Origin of the sequence: Brachybacterium alimentarium (assembly GCF_002332425.1) — a bacterium.
GTDB lineage: Bacteria > Actinomycetota > Actinomycetes > Actinomycetales > Dermabacteraceae > Brachybacterium > Brachybacterium alimentarium.
On record NZ_NRGS01000005.1, the window covers coordinates 442,637 to 463,569 of the forward strand.

At 71.6% G+C, this 20,933-nt stretch carries 19 protein-coding genes; all 19 read left to right on the plus strand.

Annotated elements, in window-relative coordinates:
• The 19 genes from ftsL to CIK71_RS05335 all read left to right on the plus strand — a co-directional run bounded on the left by ftsL (position 1) and on the right by CIK71_RS05335 (position 20,878).
• Complete coding sequence (ftsL, locus tag CIK71_RS05245) at positions 1-519, plus strand: cell division protein FtsL (protein WP_096164093.1); 519 nt, start codon at positions 1-3, stop codon at positions 517-519.
• Between the two features lie 125 nt (positions 520-644).
• Positions 645-2,330, plus strand: coding sequence for a peptidoglycan D,D-transpeptidase FtsI family protein (locus CIK71_RS05250; RefSeq protein ID WP_245857294.1), 1,686 nt, complete (start codon positions 645-647; stop codon positions 2,328-2,330).
• A gap of 65 nt (positions 2,331-2,395) precedes the next feature.
• The gene (locus CIK71_RS05255) at positions 2,396-3,910 is read left to right on the plus strand and encodes a UDP-N-acetylmuramoyl-L-alanyl-D-glutamate--2,6-diaminopimelate ligase (protein WP_245857295.1); all 1,515 of its coding nucleotides are present in this window, start codon (positions 2,396-2,398) and stop codon (positions 3,908-3,910) included.
• A 2-nt stretch (positions 3,911-3,912) separates the two neighbouring features.
• Positions 3,913-5,391 (plus strand): UDP-N-acetylmuramoyl-tripeptide--D-alanyl-D-alanine ligase, encoded by a 1,479-nt coding sequence (locus tag CIK71_RS05260; RefSeq protein WP_096164095.1) that lies wholly within the window; start codon positions 3,913-3,915, stop codon positions 5,389-5,391.
• Positions 5,388-6,488, plus strand: a complete 1,101-nt coding sequence (gene mraY, locus CIK71_RS05265; RefSeq protein WP_096164096.1) for a phospho-N-acetylmuramoyl-pentapeptide-transferase — start codon at positions 5,388-5,390, stop codon at positions 6,486-6,488. Before CIK71_RS05260 ends, mraY begins: the two co-directional genes overlap by 4 nt.
• Positions 6,485-8,005, plus strand: coding sequence for a UDP-N-acetylmuramoyl-L-alanine--D-glutamate ligase (murD, locus tag CIK71_RS05270; RefSeq protein WP_096164097.1), 1,521 nt, complete (start codon positions 6,485-6,487; stop codon positions 8,003-8,005). The genes mraY and murD overlap by 4 nt, the downstream gene beginning before the upstream one ends.
• Positions 8,002-9,450: a putative lipid II flippase FtsW gene (gene ftsW / locus CIK71_RS05275; RefSeq protein ID WP_096164098.1), complete on the plus strand. Its 1,449-nt coding sequence runs from the start codon at positions 8,002-8,004 to the stop codon at positions 9,448-9,450. Before murD ends, ftsW begins: the two co-directional genes overlap by 4 nt.
• Entirely contained in the window at positions 9,447-10,538 is a 1,092-nt protein-coding gene (murG, locus tag CIK71_RS05280) for an undecaprenyldiphospho-muramoylpentapeptide beta-N-acetylglucosaminyltransferase (RefSeq protein WP_096164099.1), read from the plus strand. The genes ftsW and murG overlap by 4 nt, the downstream gene beginning before the upstream one ends.
• 35 nt (positions 10,539-10,573) lie before the next feature.
• The gene (gene murC, locus CIK71_RS05285; RefSeq protein WP_096164100.1) at positions 10,574-12,121 is read left to right on the plus strand and encodes a UDP-N-acetylmuramate--L-alanine ligase; all 1,548 of its coding nucleotides are present in this window, start codon (positions 10,574-10,576) and stop codon (positions 12,119-12,121) included.
• 320 nt (positions 12,122-12,441) lie between these two features.
• Entirely contained in the window at positions 12,442-13,293 is an 852-nt protein-coding gene (locus tag CIK71_RS05290; protein WP_245857296.1) for a cell division protein FtsQ/DivIB, read from the plus strand.
• Positions 13,294-13,532: 239 nt separating this feature from the next.
• Entirely contained in the window at positions 13,533-14,882 is a 1,350-nt protein-coding gene (gene ftsZ, locus CIK71_RS05295; protein ID WP_096164102.1) for a cell division protein FtsZ, read from the plus strand.
• Positions 14,879-15,613, plus strand: a complete 735-nt coding sequence (gene pgeF, locus CIK71_RS05300) for a peptidoglycan editing factor PgeF (protein ID WP_096164103.1) — start codon at positions 14,879-14,881, stop codon at positions 15,611-15,613. Before ftsZ ends, pgeF begins: the two co-directional genes overlap by 4 nt.
• 145 nt (positions 15,614-15,758) lie before the next feature.
• Positions 15,759-16,247: a cell division protein SepF gene (locus CIK71_RS05305; protein ID WP_096164104.1), complete on the plus strand. Its 489-nt coding sequence runs from the start codon at positions 15,759-15,761 to the stop codon at positions 16,245-16,247.
• 6 nt (positions 16,248-16,253) lie between these two features.
• Positions 16,254-16,544, plus strand: a complete 291-nt coding sequence (locus CIK71_RS05310) for a YggT family protein (protein ID WP_096164105.1) — start codon at positions 16,254-16,256, stop codon at positions 16,542-16,544.
• Positions 16,545-16,666: 122 nt separating this feature from the next.
• Positions 16,667-17,371 carry a DivIVA domain-containing protein gene (locus tag CIK71_RS05315; protein ID WP_096164106.1) on the plus strand — a complete coding sequence of 235 codons (705 nt, stop codon included), beginning with the start codon at positions 16,667-16,669 and terminating at the stop codon, positions 17,369-17,371.
• Complete coding sequence (gene lspA, locus CIK71_RS05320) at positions 17,368-18,021, plus strand: signal peptidase II (protein WP_245857297.1); 654 nt, start codon at positions 17,368-17,370, stop codon at positions 18,019-18,021. Before CIK71_RS05315 ends, lspA begins: the two co-directional genes overlap by 4 nt.
• A complete protein-coding gene (locus tag CIK71_RS05325) occupies positions 18,018-18,944 on the plus strand; it encodes an RluA family pseudouridine synthase (RefSeq protein ID WP_096164107.1) in 927 nt (308 codons plus the stop codon). The genes lspA and CIK71_RS05325 overlap by 4 nt, the downstream gene beginning before the upstream one ends.
• Before the next feature lie 56 nt (positions 18,945-19,000).
• On the plus strand, positions 19,001-19,783 hold the full coding sequence (locus CIK71_RS05330) for a hypothetical protein (protein WP_245857298.1): 783 nt from the start codon (positions 19,001-19,003) through the stop codon (positions 19,781-19,783).
• 42 nt (positions 19,784-19,825) lie between these two features.
• Positions 19,826-20,878: a hypothetical protein gene (locus CIK71_RS05335; protein ID WP_096164108.1), complete on the plus strand. Its 1,053-nt coding sequence runs from the start codon at positions 19,826-19,828 to the stop codon at positions 20,876-20,878.
• Positions 20,879-20,933: the final 55 nt, after the last annotated feature.

The following is a 20,933-nucleotide window of genomic DNA, read 5'->3' on the forward strand; positions in this document are numbered from 1 at the left end:
ATGGCCAGCACGTCCGCCGTTCACGCCCCCGCGGTCCGTCCGGTCCGCGGGCCGCGCACCGCACCCACCGCCCGGCCGCGGCTGACCGTCGTCGCGGCGCCGAAGACCAGCGGCAGCTCGATGCCGTTCACGATCCTGTGCACGCTCATCGTGACCGCGACCCTCGCAGCGCTGCTGTACCTGAACATCCAGATGTCCGACACGAGCTACGAGATCACTCGTCTCCAGAGCCAGTCGCAGCGTCTGACCGAGGAGAAGCAGGCGCTGGTCGAGACCGACGAGCGTCTGGGCACGCCGCAGGAGCTCGAGCGCCAGGCGCGCGAGATCGGGATGGTTCCCGTCACTGATCCGGCATATATCGACCTCGACACGGGCGAGGTCATCGGAGAGACGTCTCCGACAGCGCAGACTGAGGTCAATCCGGAGCTGGCAGACGTGCCCGCAGAGGTCGCCGTCCCGCCGGCTCAGATCTACGACCAGCCCACGACCTACCACGGCATGGGCAACGAGGGAGTCTGACCATGGCCCGGTCACGCTCGACCCGTACCACCGGCAGCCGCCGACCGCGCACCGGCGCACCGATGCTCCGCGTCCCTCGCGCTCGGGTCGGTGCACCCGCGGTCCGCCACCGCCTCCTGATCTGCATGATCATGGTGGGGGTGCTGCTGCTGTCCGGGCGCCTGATCTGGGTGCAGGGTCTCGACGCGAGCGCCCGTGCCCAGGAGGCCGTCGCCCAGCGCACGGTCACTCGAGACATTCCAGCGCTGCGCGGCGACATCCTGGATCGCAACAGCACCACGATGGCCCACTCGGTGGAGCGCTATGACCTGTGGGTCAACCAGCTCCAGGTGGACCAGTACCGCAAGGGGTCGAAGGACGCCGAGGTCACGGGGATCGACGCCGCCGCGCAGGAGCTGGCCCCGGTGCTCGGACTGTCCGTCAGCGACACCGAGAAGGCCCTCACCGGTGACCGCGGCTTCGTCTACCTGCAGAAGAACGTGGAGCCGAAGGTGCGCGACGCCGCGCTCGCGCTGAAGATCCCCGGGATCGGCGCCGATCGCGTCGCCGACCGCATCTACCCGGCCGGCTCGGTCGGCGGGAACATCCTCGGCTTCGTCGGGGCGGACGGCTCCGCGCTGGCCGGCACCGAGCTCTCCTTCGACGACGAGCTCAGCGGCACCGACGGCGAGACCAGCTACGAGCGCGGTGCGGGCGGTCAGATCATCCCCACCGGCAAGCAGCAGACCACTCCTGCCGTCGACGGCAGCGACCTGGTGCTGACCGTCGATCGTGACCTGCAGTGGAAGGCGCAGCAGATCGTCGCGGGCGCCGTCGACAAGTGGGGAGCGGAAGGCGGCAGCGCCGTCGTGCTCAAGCCGAGCACCGGCGAGGTGCTCGCGATGGCGGAATACCCGTCCTACGACCCCAACGAGATCAAGCAGGACGGCAGCGAGTTCCTCGGGAACCGGTCGATCTCCAACGTGTTCGAGCCGGGCTCCACCGGCAAGCTGTTCACCATGGCGACCGCGCTCGAGGAGGGCACCGCGACCCCCGAGTCGGAGTACGAGATCCCCTACGAGATGTACTTCGACGGGGAGCGGATCAAGGACTCCCACCACCATCCCGATCAGAAGCTCACGCTCGCGGGCGTGCTGAAGAACAGCTCCAACGTCGGCACGGTGCAGGTCTCCGAGCAGCTCAGCCCGGAGGTCCGCTACGACTATCTGCGAGCCTTCGGCCTCGGCGAGCCCACGGGAGTCCAGCTGCCCGCGGAGTCGGCCGGCGTCGTGCACCCCGCCGAGGACTGGACCGGCCGTACCCGGTACACCACGGCCTTCGGCCAGGGATACAGCGTGAACGCCCTGCAGATGGTCTCCGCGGTGGGCACGTTCGCCAACGACGGTGTGAGGGTCCAGCCCTCGCTGATCTCCGGGGTGAAGGGCTCCGACGGCACGCTGCGTCCCCTCGGCCAGCCCGAGAGCACCCGCGTCGTCTCCAGCGAGACCGCGGCGACGATGCGTGCTCTCATGGACAACGACGTCGATGAGGATTCCAGCGCCGCGGTCACCGGCTACGCGACCGCCGGCAAGACCGGCACGGCCCAGGCGGCGGAGGGCGGCAAGGAGACCTACACGGCATCCTTCATCGGCTTCGCTCCGGCGGACGACCCGGATCTCGTGGTCGGGGTGTTCGTGTACGGACTCGACACCTTCATCTCCGGCAGCCGTGCTGCGGCACCGGCCTTCTCGGAGCTGACGACCTTCGCCCTGCAGAACCAGGGCATCGCCCCGACCGGCGTGGCCGGTCGTGAACTCGAGAACGAATGGTGAACAACGCGGTGATCGCTACGAGCACACCCACTCCGGAGCCGGCACGTCCGCGCCACCCCCTCGGCATGGGGGCGGTGGAGCTCGCCGCCGCCCTCGGGGCCCCCGCGCCGGCCGAGGACGTGCGACTGACCGGGGTCACCCTCGACTCCCGCAGCGTCCGGCCAGGGGACCTCTGGAGCGCGCTGCCCGGCGCGAATGCGCACGGTGCGCAGTTCGCCGAGCAGGCGCGTTCGCTCGGTGCGGTCCTCGCACTCACGGACAGCGCGGGGGAGAGGGCCTGCCTCGATGCCGGCCTGCCCGTGCTCGTGGTCGAGGACCCCCGTGGCGCGACCGCGACCGCGGCCGCGCTCGTCCTGGGCCGTCCGGCCGAGCGCCTGCGCACGATCGGCGTGACCGGCACCAACGGGAAGACCTCCGTGACGACCGTGCTCACCCGCGTGCTCGATGAGCTGGCCGTGCCTGCCGGGGTCGTCGGCACCAGTGGCACCGCCTACCGTGACGCCGCCGGCGCCGCCCACGGGATCGGCACCGTGCGCACCACTCCGGAGTCGCCCGAGCTGCACGGGATCCTCGCCCGCATGGTCGAGGACGGCGTGCAGGTCGCGTCGATGGAGATCTCCAGCCACGCGCTCGTGCTGCATCGGGCCGACGAGGTCGTCGTCGACGTCGCCTGCTTCACGAACCTCAGCCAGGACCACCTCGACTTCCACGGCACGATGGAGGCCTACTACGAGGCGAAGCGCGAGCTGTTCACCCCCGCCCATTCCGTTCGCGGCATCGTCTGCGTGGATGACGAATGGGGCCGACGCCTGGCCCGTGAGGCGAGCGTGCCGGTGACGACCTACTCGACGCTGCCCGGGATCGAGGCCGACCATCGCGCCCGCGACATCCGGGCGGAGGAGTACGGCAGCACGTTCACGGTGGACGGACCGGCGGGGCCCCGCTCCCTGCACGCCGCGCTGCCGGGCCGCCACTACGTCGCCAACACCCTCGCCGCGGAACTGCTCCTGGCAGCCATCGGGCGCACCGGCCCCGAGGTCGCCCGCGTGCTCGGTGCGGCCGGCACCGTGCCGGGCAGGATGGAGCTCGTCGCGAGCTCGCCGGTGCGCGGGGTCGTGGACTTCTCGCACACCGCCGACGCCCTCGAGCAGGCGCTCGTGACCCTGCGCGCGGTGCCCGGGACCCGTCGCCTGCTGGTGGTGATGGGCGCCGGAGGCGACCGTGACCGCTCGAAGCGATCGGCGATGGGCGAAGTCGTCGCACGCCTCGCGGACGTGGTCATCATCACGGATGACAACCCTCGTACGGAGGATCCCGCCGAGATCCGCCGCGCCGTGCGCTCGGGCATCCCGGAGACGACGAACGCGCAGGTCCACGAGGTGGATGGGCGCGGCGCGGCGATCGAGCTGGCCGCTTCCCTCGCTGACGTGTCCGACACCATCCTCGTTGCCGGCAAGGGCGCCGAGACCGGACAGCAGATCGGCGGTATCGTCCATCCGTTCGATGACCGCCTCCGGCTGCGCGATGCGCTGACCGGCCGCGGACCCGCGGGCGCCGACGACACGGACGGAGAACGCTGACCATGCTGCAGACCACGGCTGGGGAGATCGCTGGACTGACCGGCGGCCGACTCGTGGGTGGGGCGACCGGTGACGAGCTCGTCACCGGGACGGCTCGGATCGACTCCCGGAGGGTGGAGAGCGGCGACCTCTTCGCCGCCTTCGTCGGGGAGCACACCGACGGTCACGAGTACGTCGCCTCCGCGCAGGGGTCCGGGGCTCCCCTCGCCCTCGTCTCGCGCGATCTCGGCCGTCCGGCGGTCCTCGTCGACGACGTGCGCACCGCCCTGTGGGACCTCGCCCGGGCACAGCTGGCCCGCGCCCGGCGGGAGAACCCGGAGCTCACGGTGTTCGCGATCACGGGCAGTGCCGGCAAGACCGGCGCCAAGGACCTGCTCGGCACCATCCTGCGAGCCCAGGGCGAGACCATCGCCCCCGTCGGCTCCCTGAACAACGAGCTCGGTCTGCCGCTGACCGTGCTGCGCCTGGTCGCCACCACCCGCTTCCTCGTCCTCGAGATGGGCGCACGGGGGGTCGGCCACATCGCCCAGCTCACCGACGTCGCCCGTCCCGATGTCGCCCTCGTGCTGAACGTGGGCAGCGCCCACCTCGGCGAGTTCGGGAGCGTCGAGGCGATCGCGCAGGCGAAGGGGGAGCTGGTCGACGCGCTCACCTCCGATGGCCGCGCGATCCTGAACGCCGAGGACCGCCTCGTGCTCGGCATGGCCGACCGCAGCGCCGCCCCCGTGCTCAGCTGGGGAATCACCACCGGCGACCTGCGCGGCGAGGATCTAGCCCTGGACGACGACGCCCGCGTGAGCTTCACCCTGGCCGTGCCCGAGGGCGTGACCACGCTGCGCGGCGGGGCCGTTCCGGCCGGTCGCTTCCCGGTGCGGCCCGACCTGCTCGGCGAGCATCAGGCTGCCAATGCCCTGGCAGCCCTGGCGGCCGCCGTCAGCGCGGGCGTCGACCCGGCTGCTGCGGCGCACGCCCTCGAGGGCGCGAAGCTCGCCTCCGGACAGCGCATGGAGGCGCTGCGCGCCGGCGGTGCGCTCGTCATCAACGACGCCTACAACGCCAACCCCGACTCGATGCGCCAGGCGCTGAAGACCCTCGCGCATCTCGGCCGGGGCCATCGCACCATCGCGGTGCTCGGCGAGATGCTGGAGATGGGGCCCGACACCGTGCGGCTGCACGACGAGATCGGTCGCCTCGTGGTGCGGTTGAACATCAGCCAGCTCTACGTGGTCGGCGACGGGGCGGCACCCATCCACCACGGTGCGAGCCTCGAGGGCAGCTTCGGCGGGGAGTCGGAATATCTCGACACGGTCGACGACGCGCTCGCTGTGCTAGAACGGACCGTGGTGCCCGGTGACGTCGTGCTGCTGAAGTCCTCGCGCGACTCCGGCCTCCGGCAGATCGCCGGCCCACTGATCGAGCACCTGGACCGTCCGGATGCTGCTCGCCCCGAGCACCCGCCCCACGGAGGAGACGACGCATGATCGCGATCATCATCGCGGGAGCCGCCGCCTTCCTGCTGTCCATCGTCGGCACCCCGCTGTTCATCAAGCTGCTGGTGCGCAAGAGCTACGGGCAGTTCATCCGGGACGACGGCCCCACCTCGCACGCCACCAAGCGCGGCACGCCCACCATGGGCGGCGTCGCGATCATCCTGGCGACCGTGCTCGGCTACGGGCTCTCCCACCTCTTCCTGCTGACGTCTCCCAGCATCTCGGTCCTGCTGGTGCTGTTCCTCATGGTCGGTCTCGGGGTGGTCGGGTTCCTCGACGACTACCTGAAGATCTCGCAGCAGCGCAGCCTGGGTCTGCGCCCGCGCGCGAAGCTGCTGGGACAGTTCCTGGTCGCCACGGCCTTCGCCGTGCTCGCCCTGCTGTTCCCGGACGGCAGCGGCAGTGCTCCGGCCTCCACGAAGATCTCCTTCGTGCGCGACATCCCGTGGCTGGACCTCGCGTTCGGCGGCACCATCGTCGGTTTCGTCCTCTTCGCGATCTGGGCCAACTTCCTGGTCGCCGCCTGGTCCAACGGCGTGAACCTCACCGACGGCCTCGACGGCCTCGCCAGCGGCGCGACCATCATCTTCACCGCCACCTACCTGGTGATCGCCTTCTGGCAGTGGCGCCAGGTGTGCAACGTGGACCTCGACGCCGGCGGCCTGGTGCACTGCTACGACACCCGCGACCCGCTGGATGCGGCCGTGCTGTGCGCGGCGATCATCGGTGCCTGCGTCGGCTTCCTGTGGTGGAACACCTCGCCCGCGAAGATCTTCATGGGCGATACCGGTTCCCTCGCCCTCGGCGGCGCGATCGCCGGACTGACCATCGTCACCCGCACCGAAGTGCTCGGCGCGATCATCGGCGGCCTGTTCGTGGTCATCTCGCTGTCGGTGATCATCCAGGTGGGGAGCTTCAAGCTCACCGGCAAGCGCGTGTTCCGGATGGCACCGCTGCAGCACCACTTCGAGCTCAAGGGCTGGAACGAGGTCACCATCGTGGTGCGCTTCTGGATCGTCGCCGGCGTGCTCGCCGGCCTCGGCCTGGGCGTGTTCTACCTCGATGCGCTGCCGAGGCTCACCTCATGACCGCCTCCGCCCCCCGGGGCCCGGGCCGCATCGACGTCGAGCACCTGCCCTGGCCGGGGCTGGACGTCTCGGGACTTCGCATCCTGGTCGCCGGGTTCGGCGTCTCCGGCTATGCCGTCGCCGATCAGACCATGCAGCGCGGTGCCCGCGTCCTCGTGGTCGACGGCTCCGACACCCCGGAGATCCGCGAGCGCACCACCGTCCTCGAGGTCCTCGGGGTCGAGGTGCGCCTGGGCGAGGAGCACACCCTCTCCCTGCCCGCAGACCGAGAGATCGACCTGGTGATCACCTCCCCGGGCTGGCGCCCGGATCAGCCGCTCCTGGCCGCCGCCGCGCAGGCCGGGATCCCGGTGTGGAGCGAGGTGGAGCTCGCGCGCCGCATGCAGGCCTCCGACGGCCCCCAGTGGCTCGCCGTCACCGGGACAAACGGCAAGACCACCGCCGTCACCATGCTCGAATCGATCCTCCAGCATGCCGGCCTGCGGGCTGTCGCCTGCGGGAACGTGGGTCTGCCCGTGATCGAGGCGGCCTTGGACCCCGAGGGCTTCGACGTGCTCGCCCTCGAGCTCTCCAGCTTCCAGCTGCACTGGACCGAGCACCTGGACTGCGAGGCCGCGGCCGTGCTGAACATCAGCGCCGACCATCTGGACTGGCACGGCGGCGCCGCACAGTACGCCCGCGCCAAGGGCCGCATCTTCGAGGGTGTCCACCGCGCCTGCATCTACAACGTCGCCGACGAGGCCACCCGGCGTCTGGTCGAGGAGGCGGACGTCGTCGAGGGCGCCCGCGCCGTCGGCATCTCCCTGGTCGCTCCGGCACTCTCGGAGGTCGGAGTCATCGACGGCCTGCTCGCGGACCGCGCGTTCCTCGACGAGCGCCGCACGGCCGCCGCCGAGCTCGCGAGCCTCGAGGACCTCGCCCACCTGGGGCCGCACGGCGCGGGCCCGCACATCGTGCTCGACGCCCTCGCCGCCGCTGCGCTCGCCCGGGCCCACGGGGTCCCGGCGCACGCTGTGCGCGACGGACTGCGGGCCTACCGCCTGGGGGCCCACCGCGCCCAGCAGCTCGCTACCGTCGACGGGGTCTCCTACGTCGACGACACCAAGGCCACCAACCCGGCCGCCGCCGCCGCCTCCCTGCGCACCGCAGAGCGGATCGTCTGGATCGCCGGCGGGCTCACCAAGGGAGCCGACATCAGCCAGCTGGTCGAGGCCAGTCACGACCGGCTGGTCGGCGTGGTCCTGCTGGGCGAGGACCCCGAACCCTTCACCTCCGCGTTGGACCGACACGCCCCCGAGGTCCCCGTCCGCCGCATCGATCCGGGTGACACTGTGGACGTCGCCGGACGTTCCCGACTCATGGAGCAGGCGGTGCAGGCCGCACGATCCCTCGCCACGGCAGGGGATGTGGTGCTGCTGGCACCGGCAGCCGCCTCCATGGACCAGTTCCGTGACTACGCGGAACGGGGGGATCTGTTCGCGGCGGCCGTCAGCCGACTGCCAGGAGCGCACACATGACGATCGAGGACACCCGCCGGGGCCCCCGTCGGTCCACCGATGTCGTCCGCCCTGAAGATGACCAGCCTCTCGGCAACATCGGCTCCCGAGTGCGCGACGGCGTCGGCTCCTGGCTCAGATCGCCGGCCCTGGACTTCTATGCGCTCGTCGTGATCGGAGCCCTGCTCGTCAGCCTGGGTCTGGTCATGGTGCTGTCCTCCTCAGCGGTGCTGAACATCTCCCGCGGCAACTCCGGCTACGCCGGCCTGTTCCGCCAGGGCACGTTCGCCGTCATGGGTCTGGTGCTGCTCGTCGTCGCGGCGGTGATGCCGCCAGGCTTCTACCGGCGTGCGGCCTGGCCCCTGCTCGGCCTCGGCGTCGCGCTCCAGTGCCTGGTGTTCGTCCCCGGCCTGGGCGTGGCGGCGGACGGCAACCAGAACTGGGTCCGCATCGCCGGGCAGACCCTCCAGCCCTCGGAGTTCCTCAAACTGGCGCTCGCCGTCTGGCTGGGAGCCCTGCTGGCCACCAAGAGGCCGCTCCTGCACAAGCCGGGGCACCTGCTCTTCCCCCTGATCCCCGGAGCGCTCCTCGCCCTCGGTCTGGTGATGCTGGGGCACGACCTCGGCACCATGATGATCATGGCCATGCTCGTCGCCGGAGCCGTGTGGGTCGCCGGCGTCCCCCGGCGCTGGTTCATGATCGCGGGCACCGCGGGCCTCCTCGGCATCATCGGGCTCACGGTGAGCAGCGCGAACCGCATGGCCCGCATCGGCAACTGGTTCCACGGGATCTGCGAGGGCGACTCCTGCTACCAGGCCGATCAGGGCCTCATGGGTCTCGCGGAAGGCGGATGGTGGGGAGTGGGCCTCGGCGAGTCGCGCCAGAAGTGGGGGCGCCTGCCCGCTGCGGAGGACGACTACATCTTCGCCATCATCGGTGAGGAGCTCGGGCTCATCGGCACCCTCGGCGTCCTCGCCCTCTTCGGCCTGCTGGCGCTGATAATGTTCCGCATGATCACCCGGATCGACGATCACTTCATGCAGATCACCATCGCCGGCATCAGCGCCTGGCTGCTGGGTCAGGCCTTCGTGAACATGATGGTCGTGACCGGCCTGCTGCCGGTGATCGGCGTGCCCCTGCCCTTCATCTCCTCGGGCGGCTCCGCCCTGCTCGCGTCGATGGCCGCGCTCGGCGTGCTGATGTCGTTCGCGCGCCGGGAGCCCGGCGCCCCGGAGGCCATCACCGCGAGGATGGCCTCGGTGCGTCGTTCGATCAGCGTGCATCCCGCCCCGCGCGATGCGACATCGAGCTCCGGCTCGGGGCGGTCGCGCCCGAGCAGCTCCCGGGCCTCCCGCGGGGCCGACGCGTCCCGCAGCTCCGGCGCCTCCACCCGATCGGGCACGACCCGCACCTCCCGCACGTCGCGCCGCGCCGCCGAGCGCCCCACATCCCGAAGGACCCGATGACCACCACGACGCCGCCCCGCATCCTCCTGGCCGGAGGCGGCAGCGCCGGGCACGTCTCGCCGCTGCTGGCCACCGCTGCGCAGATCGTGCAGCGCACCCCCGACGCCGAGGTGCTCGTGCTCGGCACTCCCGACGGGCTCGAGGCCGATCTCGTCCCGGCCGCCGGCTTCGAGCTGCTCACGATCGACAAGGTCCCCTTCCCCCGTCGCCCCGACGGGGCGGCACTGCGCTTCCCGGTCCGATTCGTCGGCACCCTCCGCGAGGTGCGCGGGATCCTGCGCGAGCGGGAGATCGACGTGGTCGCCGGCTTCGGCGGATATGTCTGCCCTCCCGCCTATCTCGCGGCGTTCTCCGCCCGCCTCCCCGTGGTGGTCCACGAGGCGAACCGCCGGCCGGGAATGGCCAACAGGCTCGGGGCGCGACGCGCGGCCGCCGTGCTCACCGCCTTCGACGGCTCGACCCTGCCGGGTGCGCGACGCATCGGAATGCCCATGCGCGACGGCATCGCGCACCTGGACCGTGCGGCGCGCCGTGCCGACGCCATCGCCGGCTTCGGACTCGATCCCGAGCGTCCGGTGCTGCTGGCCACGGGCGGCTCGCTGGGTGCGCTGCGACTGAACACCGCGGTGACCGAGGCGGCGGCGAGCTTCACTGCGGCGGACGTGCAGATCCTGCACGTGACCGGTCGCGGCAAGTCCGAGGGGATCACGGAGATCCCCGGATACCGTGTGGTGGAGTACGTGAGCGCGATGGAGGACGCCTACGCCGCCGCGGACCTGGCCCTGACCCGCTCCGGCGCCGGCACCGTCAGCGAGCTCACCGCCGTGGGCTTGCCCGCGGTGCTCGTCCCGCTGCCGATCGGGAACGGCGAGCAGGCGCTGAACGGGCAGGAGGTCGTCGCCGCGGGCGGTGCGCAGATGGTGCCCGACGCCGAGCTCGACGCCGCCCATCTCCGGGGCCAGGTGCTCCCGCTGCTCCAGGACCCGACGCGCCTGGGCGCGATGGCCGATGCCGCGCGGGCCTTCGGCATCGCCGATGCCGCCGAGGTGCTGGCCGACGTCGTGACCGGCGTCGCACGCCGAGCCTGACCCGGCTGTCCCGGCGACCCGACTACGGTGACACCATGACCTCAGCCGCCGCCTCGAACGGCCCCTCGCACCAGCCCGCCCCCCGCACGATCCTGCACCCCGGCACGGTCATCACCCAGGCCGGCTGGCCGTCGGGCGGCCCGGTGCGCTCGGTGCACGTCGTGCGCATCGGCGGCGCAGGCATGTCCGCGGTCGCCCGCCTCGCGCTCGAGGCGGGCCTGGCCGTGAGCGGCTCGGATTCCCAGGACGGCCAGTTCATCGCCCCGCTGCGCGCGGCCGGCGCCCGCATCGGCATCGGCTTCGACGCGACGCTGCTGGCCGATGATGTCGACGTGGTCGTCGTCTCCACGGCGGTGCGAGCAGACAATCCGGAGGTGATCGCCGCCCGCGAGCGCGGCGTCCCCGTCGTCCACCGCGCAGCGGCCCTGGCCGGCCTGCTCGCGGGGCGGGAGCTGGTGGCCGTGGCCGGCACCCACGGCAAGACCTCGACCACCGGCATGGCCGTCATGGCGCTGCGGGGTGCGGGACTCGATCCGGCGTGGGCGCTCGGAGCGGCCGTCCCGGATCTCGGCCGCAATGCGGGCTTCCGCGCTGACCCCACCCCCTCGGCCGGGCATGAGACGGAGGCGGCCGACCGCGCGGCGGCGGCGGTGATCGAGGCCGACGAGTCCGACGGCTCCTTCCTCGCCTTCGCCCCGACCTCCCTCGTGGTCACGAACCTCGAGCCCGATCACCTCGATTTCCACGGGGACGAGCGGACCCTCACCGCCGGGTTCGATGCGCTGATCGGACAGATCGTCCCCGACGGCCATCTCGTGGTGTGCCGCGACGATCCCGGGGCCCGCGCCCTGGGGGAGCGCGCCGCGCAGCACGGCGTCCTCGTGACCACCTACGGTGCCGAGGCCGGCGCCGACTGGCGCGTGCTCGTCGAGGAGGGGTCCGCCGGCGGCACCCGGCTCGAGATCGGGACTCCGCACGGCCGGCTCTCCACGACGCTCTCGGTGGCGGGGCACCACAACGTGCTCAACGCGCTCGGCGCCCTGGCCGCAGCCTCCGCTGCCGTGCCTGACGCCGAGCTCTCCGCGCTCGCCGCGGGGCTGTCGGTGTTCACGGGCGCCTCTCGCCGCTTCGACGTCGCCGGCACCGTGAGCGGTGTGACGGTGGTCGACGACTACGCCCATCACCCGCGCGAAGTCTCTGCGACGATCGCCGCCGCCCGGGGCATCGTCGAGAGCCAGGGCCAGGGGGGACGCGTCCTCGTGGTCTTCCAGCCGCACCTGTTCTCCCGCACGCGCAGCTTCGCCTCCGAGTTCGCCTCGGCGCTCTCCGCCGCCGATCTCGCCTGGGTGCTGCCCGTGTACGCCGCCCGGGAGGATCCGGACCCGAGCGTGGACGCCCGGACCATCACCGGCCAGCTGCCGGGCGGCAGCGTCCAGCCCCTCGACGCGGACGATTCCGTGTCCGTCCGCGTGTCCGAGCAGGCCCGCGACGGGGATATGGTGCTCATGCTCGGTGCCGGGGACATCGTGGAGACCACTCCCGCCGTGCTCACCGCGCTCGGCACTGCAGCGGGGCAGGCCTGATGGCACGCCGCCCGACCACGCCGAGGCCTCGCACCGCCTCCCGCCGGCTCGCCCCGGGGGACGCGCGCCCGCCGATGCCGCCGCGCACCGCTCCGGCCGACGGGTCGGCGCGGTCCGCACCGTCCGCACCGACCGCTCGGTCGGGCGCGCCTGCGAGGCGTCCTGCGTCCGCGCGCTCAGCAGCGTCGCCGGGTGCTGCGTCCGCAGATGCTGCGGCGTCCGCGGGCACTGCGGCGTCCGCCCCGTCCGCCGCCTCGCCCGCGAGCCCGGGGGCGACTCCCCGGAACCCCCGTCCCGCCTCGAGGATCGGCTCCACTGTCGTGTCGGCCCCCTCGTCCTCGCCGTCCGCCCCCGCACGACCCGGGCGCGCTGTCGGACGGCCGTCCACGACGACCGCCCCCACGGGGGAGGACACCGCGCCGGGCGGCGGCCGCGTGGTCCACGCCGCAGGTCGTTTCCGCGAGCTCGTGGCGGGGCGACCCTGGCGGCGACGCCGACGCCTGATACTCGCGGTCGCGGCGGGCGTCGTGGCGGTCCTGGTGGCGCTCGCCGTCACCGCGATCTTCCTGCCGGCGCTGCAGCTCCGGGAGATCTCGGTCTCCGGTCTCGGCTACGTCGACGAGGACGAGGTGCGCGGCGCCGTCTCCTCGGATGTCGGGGACAGCATGGTGCTGCTGCCCACCGCGGACATCGCCGAACGCGTCTCCGACGTCCCCGGGGTCCACGACGTCCAGGTGGAGCGCAACTGGCCCGATGGCGTCGAGGTGACGGTCACCGAATCGACTCCGGTCGGTCTGCTCACCACCACCGACGGCTCCACCGTCGTGATCGGTGCGGAGGGCGAGGAGCTCCCCGAGGCCGCGGCGGAGGGGGAGACCCTCGTGCCGCTGACCGTCGAGCCCGGCGCGATCGATCCGGAGGGAGCAGCGACGGCCATGCGCGAGGTCCTGGCGAACATCCCCGACTCGCTGCGCGGTTCCGTGAAGGAGGCGACGGCCTCGAGCGCGAGCGACGTGAACCTCGTGCTCACGCTCGAGGACGGCGGCACCAAGTCCGTGGTCTGGGGAGACTCGGCCGATGCCGAGCTCAAGGCGGAGGTGGTCGAGGCGCTGCTCGACCAGCCCGGCTCCGAGATCGACGTCTCCTCACCGGTGGCTCCCGTCACGCGGTGACACGCCGGTGAACCCACCGGTGACGTGGGCGGCAGCACGGATCATCCTCCTTTCCGCGCTCCGAGGCCGACACGCGCCCTCGGTGTTTGCGTAGGGATGCCCACGTCCCTAGCGTCAAAGGAAAGAAGGGGAGCCCCGAAGTCTGAACCTCGAGACGAGGTTGAGGGTTTCGGCAGTCGGCGACCAGGCGCGACGCAGGCCCCTTTCGCAGGAGAACGACAAGAGCAAGGACCCCAAACGTGGCCGGAACCCAGATCTCCCTAGCAGTCATCAAGGTCGTCGGCGTCGGCGGCGGAGGTGTCAATGCTGTCAACCGCATGATCGAGTCCGGACTCAAGGGCGTCGAGTTCATCGCGATCAACACCGATGCCCAGGCGCTGCTGATGTCCGACGCCGACGTCAAGCTCGACGTCGGCAAGGAGATCACCCGTGGTCTCGGCGCCGGCGCCGACCCCGAGGTCGGCAAGCGCGCCACCGAGGATCACGCCGAGGAGATCGAGGAGGTCCTCCGCGGGGCCGACATGGTCTTCGTGACGGCCGGCGAGGGCGGCGGCACCGGCACCGGTGGCGCACCCGTCGTCGCCAAGATCGCTCGCAGCCTCGGCGCGCTGACCATCGGCGTGGTCACCCGTCCCTTCACCTTCGAGGGCCGGCGCCGCTCGACCCAGGCCGAGTCCGGCATCGCCTCGCTGCAGGCCGAGGTCGACACCCTCATCGTGATCCCGAACGATCGCCTGCTGTCCATCGCGGACAAGCAGGTCTCGATGCTCGACGCCTTCAAGAGCGCCGACCAGGTGCTCCTGTCCGGTGTGCAGGGCATCACGGATCTGATCACCACACCAGGCCTGATCAACCTCGACTTCGCGGACGTCAAGTCCGTGATGCAGGGCGCCGGCAGCGCCCTGATGGGCATCGGGTCGGCGCGCGGGGAGGACCGCGCCCTCCAGGCGGCGGAGCTCGCCGTCTCCAGCCCGCTGCTCGAGGCCTCGATCGACGGCGCCTACGGCGTGCTGCTGTCCATCCAGGGCGGCAGCGACCTCGGCCTGTACGAGGTCTCCGAGGCGGCCCGTCTGGTCCAGGAGGCCGCGCACCCCGACGCGAACATCATCTTCGGCTCCGTCATCGACGACGCCCTGGGCGACGAGGTCCGCGTGACCGTCATCGCCGCCGGCTTCGAGAACGGCGGCCCCGCGCCTCGCCAGGAGGTCGCGCCGCAGCAGCGACCTGCTCCGCGCCAGGAGCAGTCGACCCCCGCGCCGCGGCCGGCAGCGGTCGAGCCGCGTCCCGCCGCGACCGGTGCGCAGCGTCAGGCCTCCGCCGGCGGTGCCGGTGCGGGTGCCCCCGGCGCTCCCGGTGCCTGGGGCCTGCCGCAGCAGACCTTCTCGCCGTCCCGCCCGGGATCGGGCGAGCCCGAGACCGAGGTCCTGGACTCCGCGGACGTGGAGGACGAGCACACCGGGCCCCAGCAGTCGCAGGTCCCGCCGCAGCAGGCGCCCCGCGCCCCGGAGCCGGAGCCGGTGCGCCCCCCGCGCATCGAGGAGCCGCCGTCGGACGATGACGACCTCGATCTGCCGTCCTTCCTGAAGTGACGTCTGCCTCCCTGGCGCGGGCCCCGCGGCTTCGCGGGGCCCGCGCCCTGTTCACGGGTCGCGCGGGAGGAGCGGGGACGGGCGACTTCGCCTCGCTGAACCTCGCGCGGCACGTGGGTGACGACGACGCGGTCGTCGAGCGCAACCGGGAGCTCGTCGGGGAGCGGATCGGCGCCCCGCTGGTGTTCGTGGACCAGGTGCACTCCGCGACGGTGCATGTCCTGCCCGCGCAGGGCCCGGTGCCCGTGGTCACCGCCGATGCGACCGTGACCCGGCGCACGGATACCGCCCTCGCGATCATGGTCGCGGACTGCCTGCCGGTGCTGCTGTCCGACCCGTCCGCAGGCGTGATCGCCGCGGCCCATGCGGGCCGGGCCGGGCTCCTCGGCGGGGTGCTCGAGAGGACCCTGGAGGCGATGGGCGACCTCGGCGCGACGCCGGAGGGCACCACCGCGGCGATCGGGCCCTCGATCTGCGGGCAGTGCTACGAGGTGCCGGGCTCGATGCGAGAGGACGCCGCCGCCGTGCTGCCCGCCACGAGATCGAGCACCCGGTGGGGGACACTCTCCCTGGACCTGCGCGCCGGTGCCGTCGACCTGCTCGCACGGGCCGGCGTCCCTGCGGAGGCGATCGACGCCGAGCATCCCTGCACTCTCGAGGACGAGGCCTACTTCTCCTACCGTCGCCAGGCCCGCACGGGCCGCTTCGCGGGAGTGATCCGGCGCCTCTGAGCGGGCACGACACGGTGGCGACACGCCGACGACATCCCGTACCCGTGGAAATCCCTGCGGTACTTTCGAACCCAAGGACTCTCGCGCACTCCCCGTGCTTCCCCGGAGTCCAGGTCAGCGTGAACAACAATCTGGGAGATCCGCGATGGGTAACTGGCGCAACGCCATGGTCGCGCTCGGCCTCGCCAACGAGGTCGACGACGAATTCTACGAGGACGAGCGGTACCGTCAGGACGAGGTCGCCGCTCCGACTCGCCGCACGGAGCGAGGCCCTGAGCCCGCACCCGAACGGGAGGCACAGGTGACTCCGATCCGCCAGCGCTCGAACGTCGTGGCCATGGCCCCAGCAGTGGAGGAGTCGATGCACCGCATCACCACGATCCATCCGCGTTCCTACAACGACGCGAAGGCCATCGGCGAGTCGTTCCGCGACGGGATCCCCGTCATCGTGAACCTCTCCGACATGCAGGACGGCGATGCCAAGCGCATGGTCGACTTCTGTGCCGGCCTCGTCTTCGGTCTGCGCGGCAGCATCGAGCGCGTCACGTCCAAGGTCTTCCTCCTCTCGCCGGAGTTCGTCCAGGTCGACGGAGACACCTCTGCCGACGAGGGCAGCTTCTACAACCAGAGCTGACCCTCCATGCAGCTCGTCGCCGGAGTGCTGTACCTCGCACTTCTGCTGTACATGATCGTGCTCATCGGGCGTCTGGTCCTGGAGTGGATCCAGTCCTACGCGCGTGAGTACCGCCCCAGCGGGATCGTGCTGGTGCTGTTCGAGGTCGTCTACACGCTGACCGACCCGCCCGTGAAAGGGCTGCGGCGCCTGATCCCACCGCTGCGCCTGGGCGCGATCGTCCTCGATCTGAGCCTCATGATCCTGCTCGTCGCGGGCTGGATCCTGCTCTCCGTGCTGTCCTCCCTCGCGAGCTGACCGCGCATCTGACTTCGCGATGGCCGGTGCGGCCGGCCGTCATGAGCGGTCCCAACATCCGCTAGGCTGTCGGCACCGCGCCCCACGCGCACCACGACCCCAGACTGACGAGAAGGTGACCCATGGCTCTGATGCCCGATGACCTGCTGTCCAAGCGGTTCACCCCGGTTCGGTTCTCCGAGGGCTATGACATGGACGAGGTGGACAACTACCTCGATAACGACATCCTGCCGCGCCTCCAAGAGCTGATCGACGAGAACAATCGACTGACCAAGGAGCTCGAGGAGGCGCACCATCGCATCGCCGAGCTCGACTCCGCCCCGGCCGCCGAGGCGCCCGTCGCCGCGGAGGGCTCCGCGACCGACGACCTCGTCGAGGAGACCCCGGCCACCGCCGCCGCCGTGCCCGCGGCACAGGACCCCGAGGCGACGAGCCCGCAGACCGCTGTCGAGGACGTTCCCGCCGAGGAGACCGCTGCGGAGACCGCAGCCCCCGTCCAGCAGGCCCCGGATCAGTCCGCGGCCGGCATCATCGCCCTGGCGAACCGTCTGCACGACGAGTACGTCAAGAACGGCGAGGACGAGCGCGATCGCCTCATCTCCGAGGCGAACGAGGAGCACACGCGCATCATCGGCGAGGCCGAGGAGAAGTCCCGGACCACGCTGGCCGATCTCGAGACCAAGAAGGCCGAGCTCGAGAAGACGCTCGAGGGCCTGCGGACCTTCGAGCGCGATTACCGCAACCGGCTGCGCAACTACCTGGAGAACCAGCTCCGCGATCTCGACACCAGCGAGACGCAGGACAAGCAGGCGAACTTCGGTCTGTGAGCCACGCTGACACCACGCCGACGAGCGCCGGGCCCTCGGGGTCCGGCGCTCGTCGCCGTCTGCCCCGAGGCGGTGTGCTCGGCGGCATGCTCCTGGTGGGAGGCGCCCTCGCGGTCGCCGACCAGCTCACGAAGAACTGGGCCGAGGCGAACCTCCACGAGCTCGTGCCGCAGCCGTTCCTCGGAGAGTTCCTGCAGCTGACCCTGCTGTACAACTCCGGGGCGGCCTGGGGGATGGGCTCGGGGATCACCCCGGTCGTCACCTGCCTGCAGGTGGCGATCGTCATCGGTGTGATCGTCTTCGCCGTGCGTGCCGTGCGCTCACCCTGGTACACGCTCGCCCTCGGACTGGTCCTCGGTGGCGCCCTGGGCAACATCCACGATCGCCTGCTGCGGCCGCCCGGCCCGTTCCACGGGGAGGTCGTGGACTTCCTCGAGCTGCCGCACTGGCCCGTGTTCAACGTGGCGGACATGGCCGTCGTGGGCGGGGCGCTCCTCATCGTGCTGCTCGGCGTGATCGGCCACGCCGCTGATCCGGCCGAGGTGGATGCAGAAGCAGAAGCAGAAGCAGAAGCGCGGGCGCAGGGCGAGAGCCCCACGGACTCCGTGGCGTCGCCCGACGACCCCGAGTCGCCGAAGGGGACCCGGTGAGCTCTTCCCGCACCCTGATGGTCCCCGACGGCCTGGCCGGTGAGCGGGTGGACGTCGGCATCTCCCGGATGCTCGGCCTCTCGCGCACCCGTGCCGCCGATCTCGTGAGCGCCGGTCATGTCCTCATCGAGGGCCAGGCCCCTGCCCGCTCCACGCGGCTCGAACCCGGCGCGATGATCTTCGTGGAGCTGCCCGACGAGAAGCCCACCGCCTCGGTGCGCCCCCAGATCGCCGAGGGGATGAGCCTCGTCCACCAGGACGACGACATCGTGGTGATCGACAAGCCCGTGGGCGTGGCCGCTCATCCCAGCACCGGATGGTCCGGCCCCACCGTGCTCGGTCACCTGGCCGCAGCCGGAGTGAGCATCCGCACCTCCGGCGATCCCGACCGGCAGGGGATCGTCAGCCGGCTCGATGTCGGCACCAGCGGACTGATGGTGGTGGCGCGCACGGAGCGTGCCTACACGACCCTCAAGGACGCTTTCCGAGCGCGGGAGGTCGGCAAGGTCTACCACGCCGTCTGCCAGGGCGCCCCGGACCAGCCCGAGGGCACCATCGAAGCCCCCATCGGGCGGTCCCCGCACCACGACTACAAGTTCGCTGTGCGCCGGGACGGCAAGCATTCGGTGACCCACTACTCGACGCTGGAGGCGCTGCACGGCGCGACGCTCCTGCGGATCCAGCTCGAGACCGGACGCACCCACCAGATCCGCGTGCACATGTCGGCCCTCCACCACCCGCTGGTGGGCGATCCGCTCTACGGCGCCGATCCCACTCTCGCTGAGAAGGTGGGGCTGATCCGGCAGTGGCTGCACGCGATGGAGCTCACCTTCCTCCATCCCGCCACCGGGGATCCCGTCACCTACACGTCGCAGTACCCGCGTGATCTGCAGGACTCTCTCGACTCCCTGCGCACGGTCTGATCCCGGCCCGCCGGAGGCGCGGGCGGGACTGCGTCGCGAACGACTACGGTCGTGTCATGAGCGACGAGCAGATCCCCAGCGCGCAGATCCCCAGCCCGCAGGACCCCGGTGCGCAGAATCCCAGTGCGCTGAGCCCTGCTCGCGATGCCGCCCTGGACCGTCAGGATTTTCCCTACCTCCGTGTCGCCCGACGCCTGGGCATCGACCCGGCCGACGCCGAGCTGGTGCTGCGCGATGACGGCGCGGCCCGTGACGCCATCGCCCGCAGCGTGCAGGAGTATCTCGCAGCCGACGACGAGCTGCGCGCCGGTCGAGCCCCCACGACCGCGATGGGGAGGGACCCCGACTTCCCGACCGGCGTGGGCATGGCGCTGGTCGGCGCCGCAGTGCTGTGGGAGGCCCGCGATCTGGTGCCCCGGGTCGCCCTGCGGGTCGCCAAGGATCACTACGAGGACGGCGCCGACGAGCTGGCCGGCAGCTACATCGCCCTGGTGCAGGAGTCCGTGGACCCCGGCGAGGACTCCCGCGACGATGCCGTGGCCTGGGCGGCGCAGTCGCTGCTGGTCGCGGTGCTCCAGCGGTCCGGGCCTCCCGCTCAGGCGGACGAGATCGCGCGCGACCTCGCCGCCCATGCGATCCCGATCGACCTGTGGCGTGATGACGACCCGTCCCTGCCGGACGACTCGATGGCCTGGCACGGAGGCGCCTTCGTGGGCGGGATCCCGCCCCGGCGCGACGAGCGCTCGCTGAGCTACGAGGACGTCCACGACTACCTGGACATGCTGCTGGCGGAGACCCGCCGCCAGCACGAGGCGGAGGCCGAGGGGGACGACCGCTGACCGGTCGGCCGGTGCGAGGCGGGCCTGTCGTACGCTGAGCGCATGACTCAGCCCCAGGGTGCCCTGCTCACCGGCAGCGTGAACTACGACGACGCCGAGACGACGATGCGCACGGTCGCCGAGATCCTCGGCGCGCACGTGTCGCGGATCCCCGACGGAGAGGTCGGGAAGCGATTCCACTGGATCATGTTCCAGCCCGACGTGCTCGCACAGGCCGACGGCATCGAACGGGTGGGGGACGAGCCGATCCCGTTCCCCGCCGGCATCGACGCCCGCCCCCTGCGCCTGGCCGAGGGCATCGACGCCCGCAGCATCACGCTCCCGGCGCTCGGGTACGGAGCCGCTGCGGCGGAGTCCTACGCGATCTTCACCCGGCTCCGCGAGGAGGGCGTGGTCCCCGCCGGGGTGCGCTTCCAGATCTCCCTGCCCACACCGGTCGCCGTGATCTCCTCATTCTTCAGCGGCGAGGACAGAGCGGCCATCGAACCCGTCTACACCGAGGCGATGCTCGAGGAGCTCGACGACGTCCTCGAGGCGATCCCGCACGAGGACCTCGCGATCCAATGGGACGTGGCCAGCGAGATGGGGATTCTCGAGGGCGCCTCCGGCTACGGGGCCCTCATGGACCACTGGTGGGCCGGGGACGTGCTCGAGGGCGTCATCTCGCGCCTGGCCGCCCTGGTCGATGCCGTCCCGACCGGCGTCGAGGTCGGGATGCACCTCTGCTACGGCGACGCGGGGGAGAAGCACTTCGTCGAGCCGACCGACACCGCGACCCTCGTGCGGGTCGCGGATGCCGTGCTCGATGCGAGCGGCCGCGAGCTGTCCTGGCTGCACCTGCCGGTGCCGATCGACCGTGATGACCACGCGTACTTCGCACCGCTCGCCGAGCTCACCGAGGTCCCCGAGCTCTACCTCGGCCTGATCCATCGTGAGGACGGCGCCGAGGGCGCGCAGCGTCGCATCGCCGCGGCCTCCGAGGTGGTCCGTCAGGGCTACGGCGTCGCCACCGAGTGCGGCATCGGTCGTGCGCCCCATGGCAGCACGGAGGCGATCCTGCGCACGCACGCCGAGGTCGCCGCACCCCGCCGCTGACTCCGCAGCACCTGCCTGCACCGGCTGGCACCGGCTGGCACCGGTCGGCACCCAC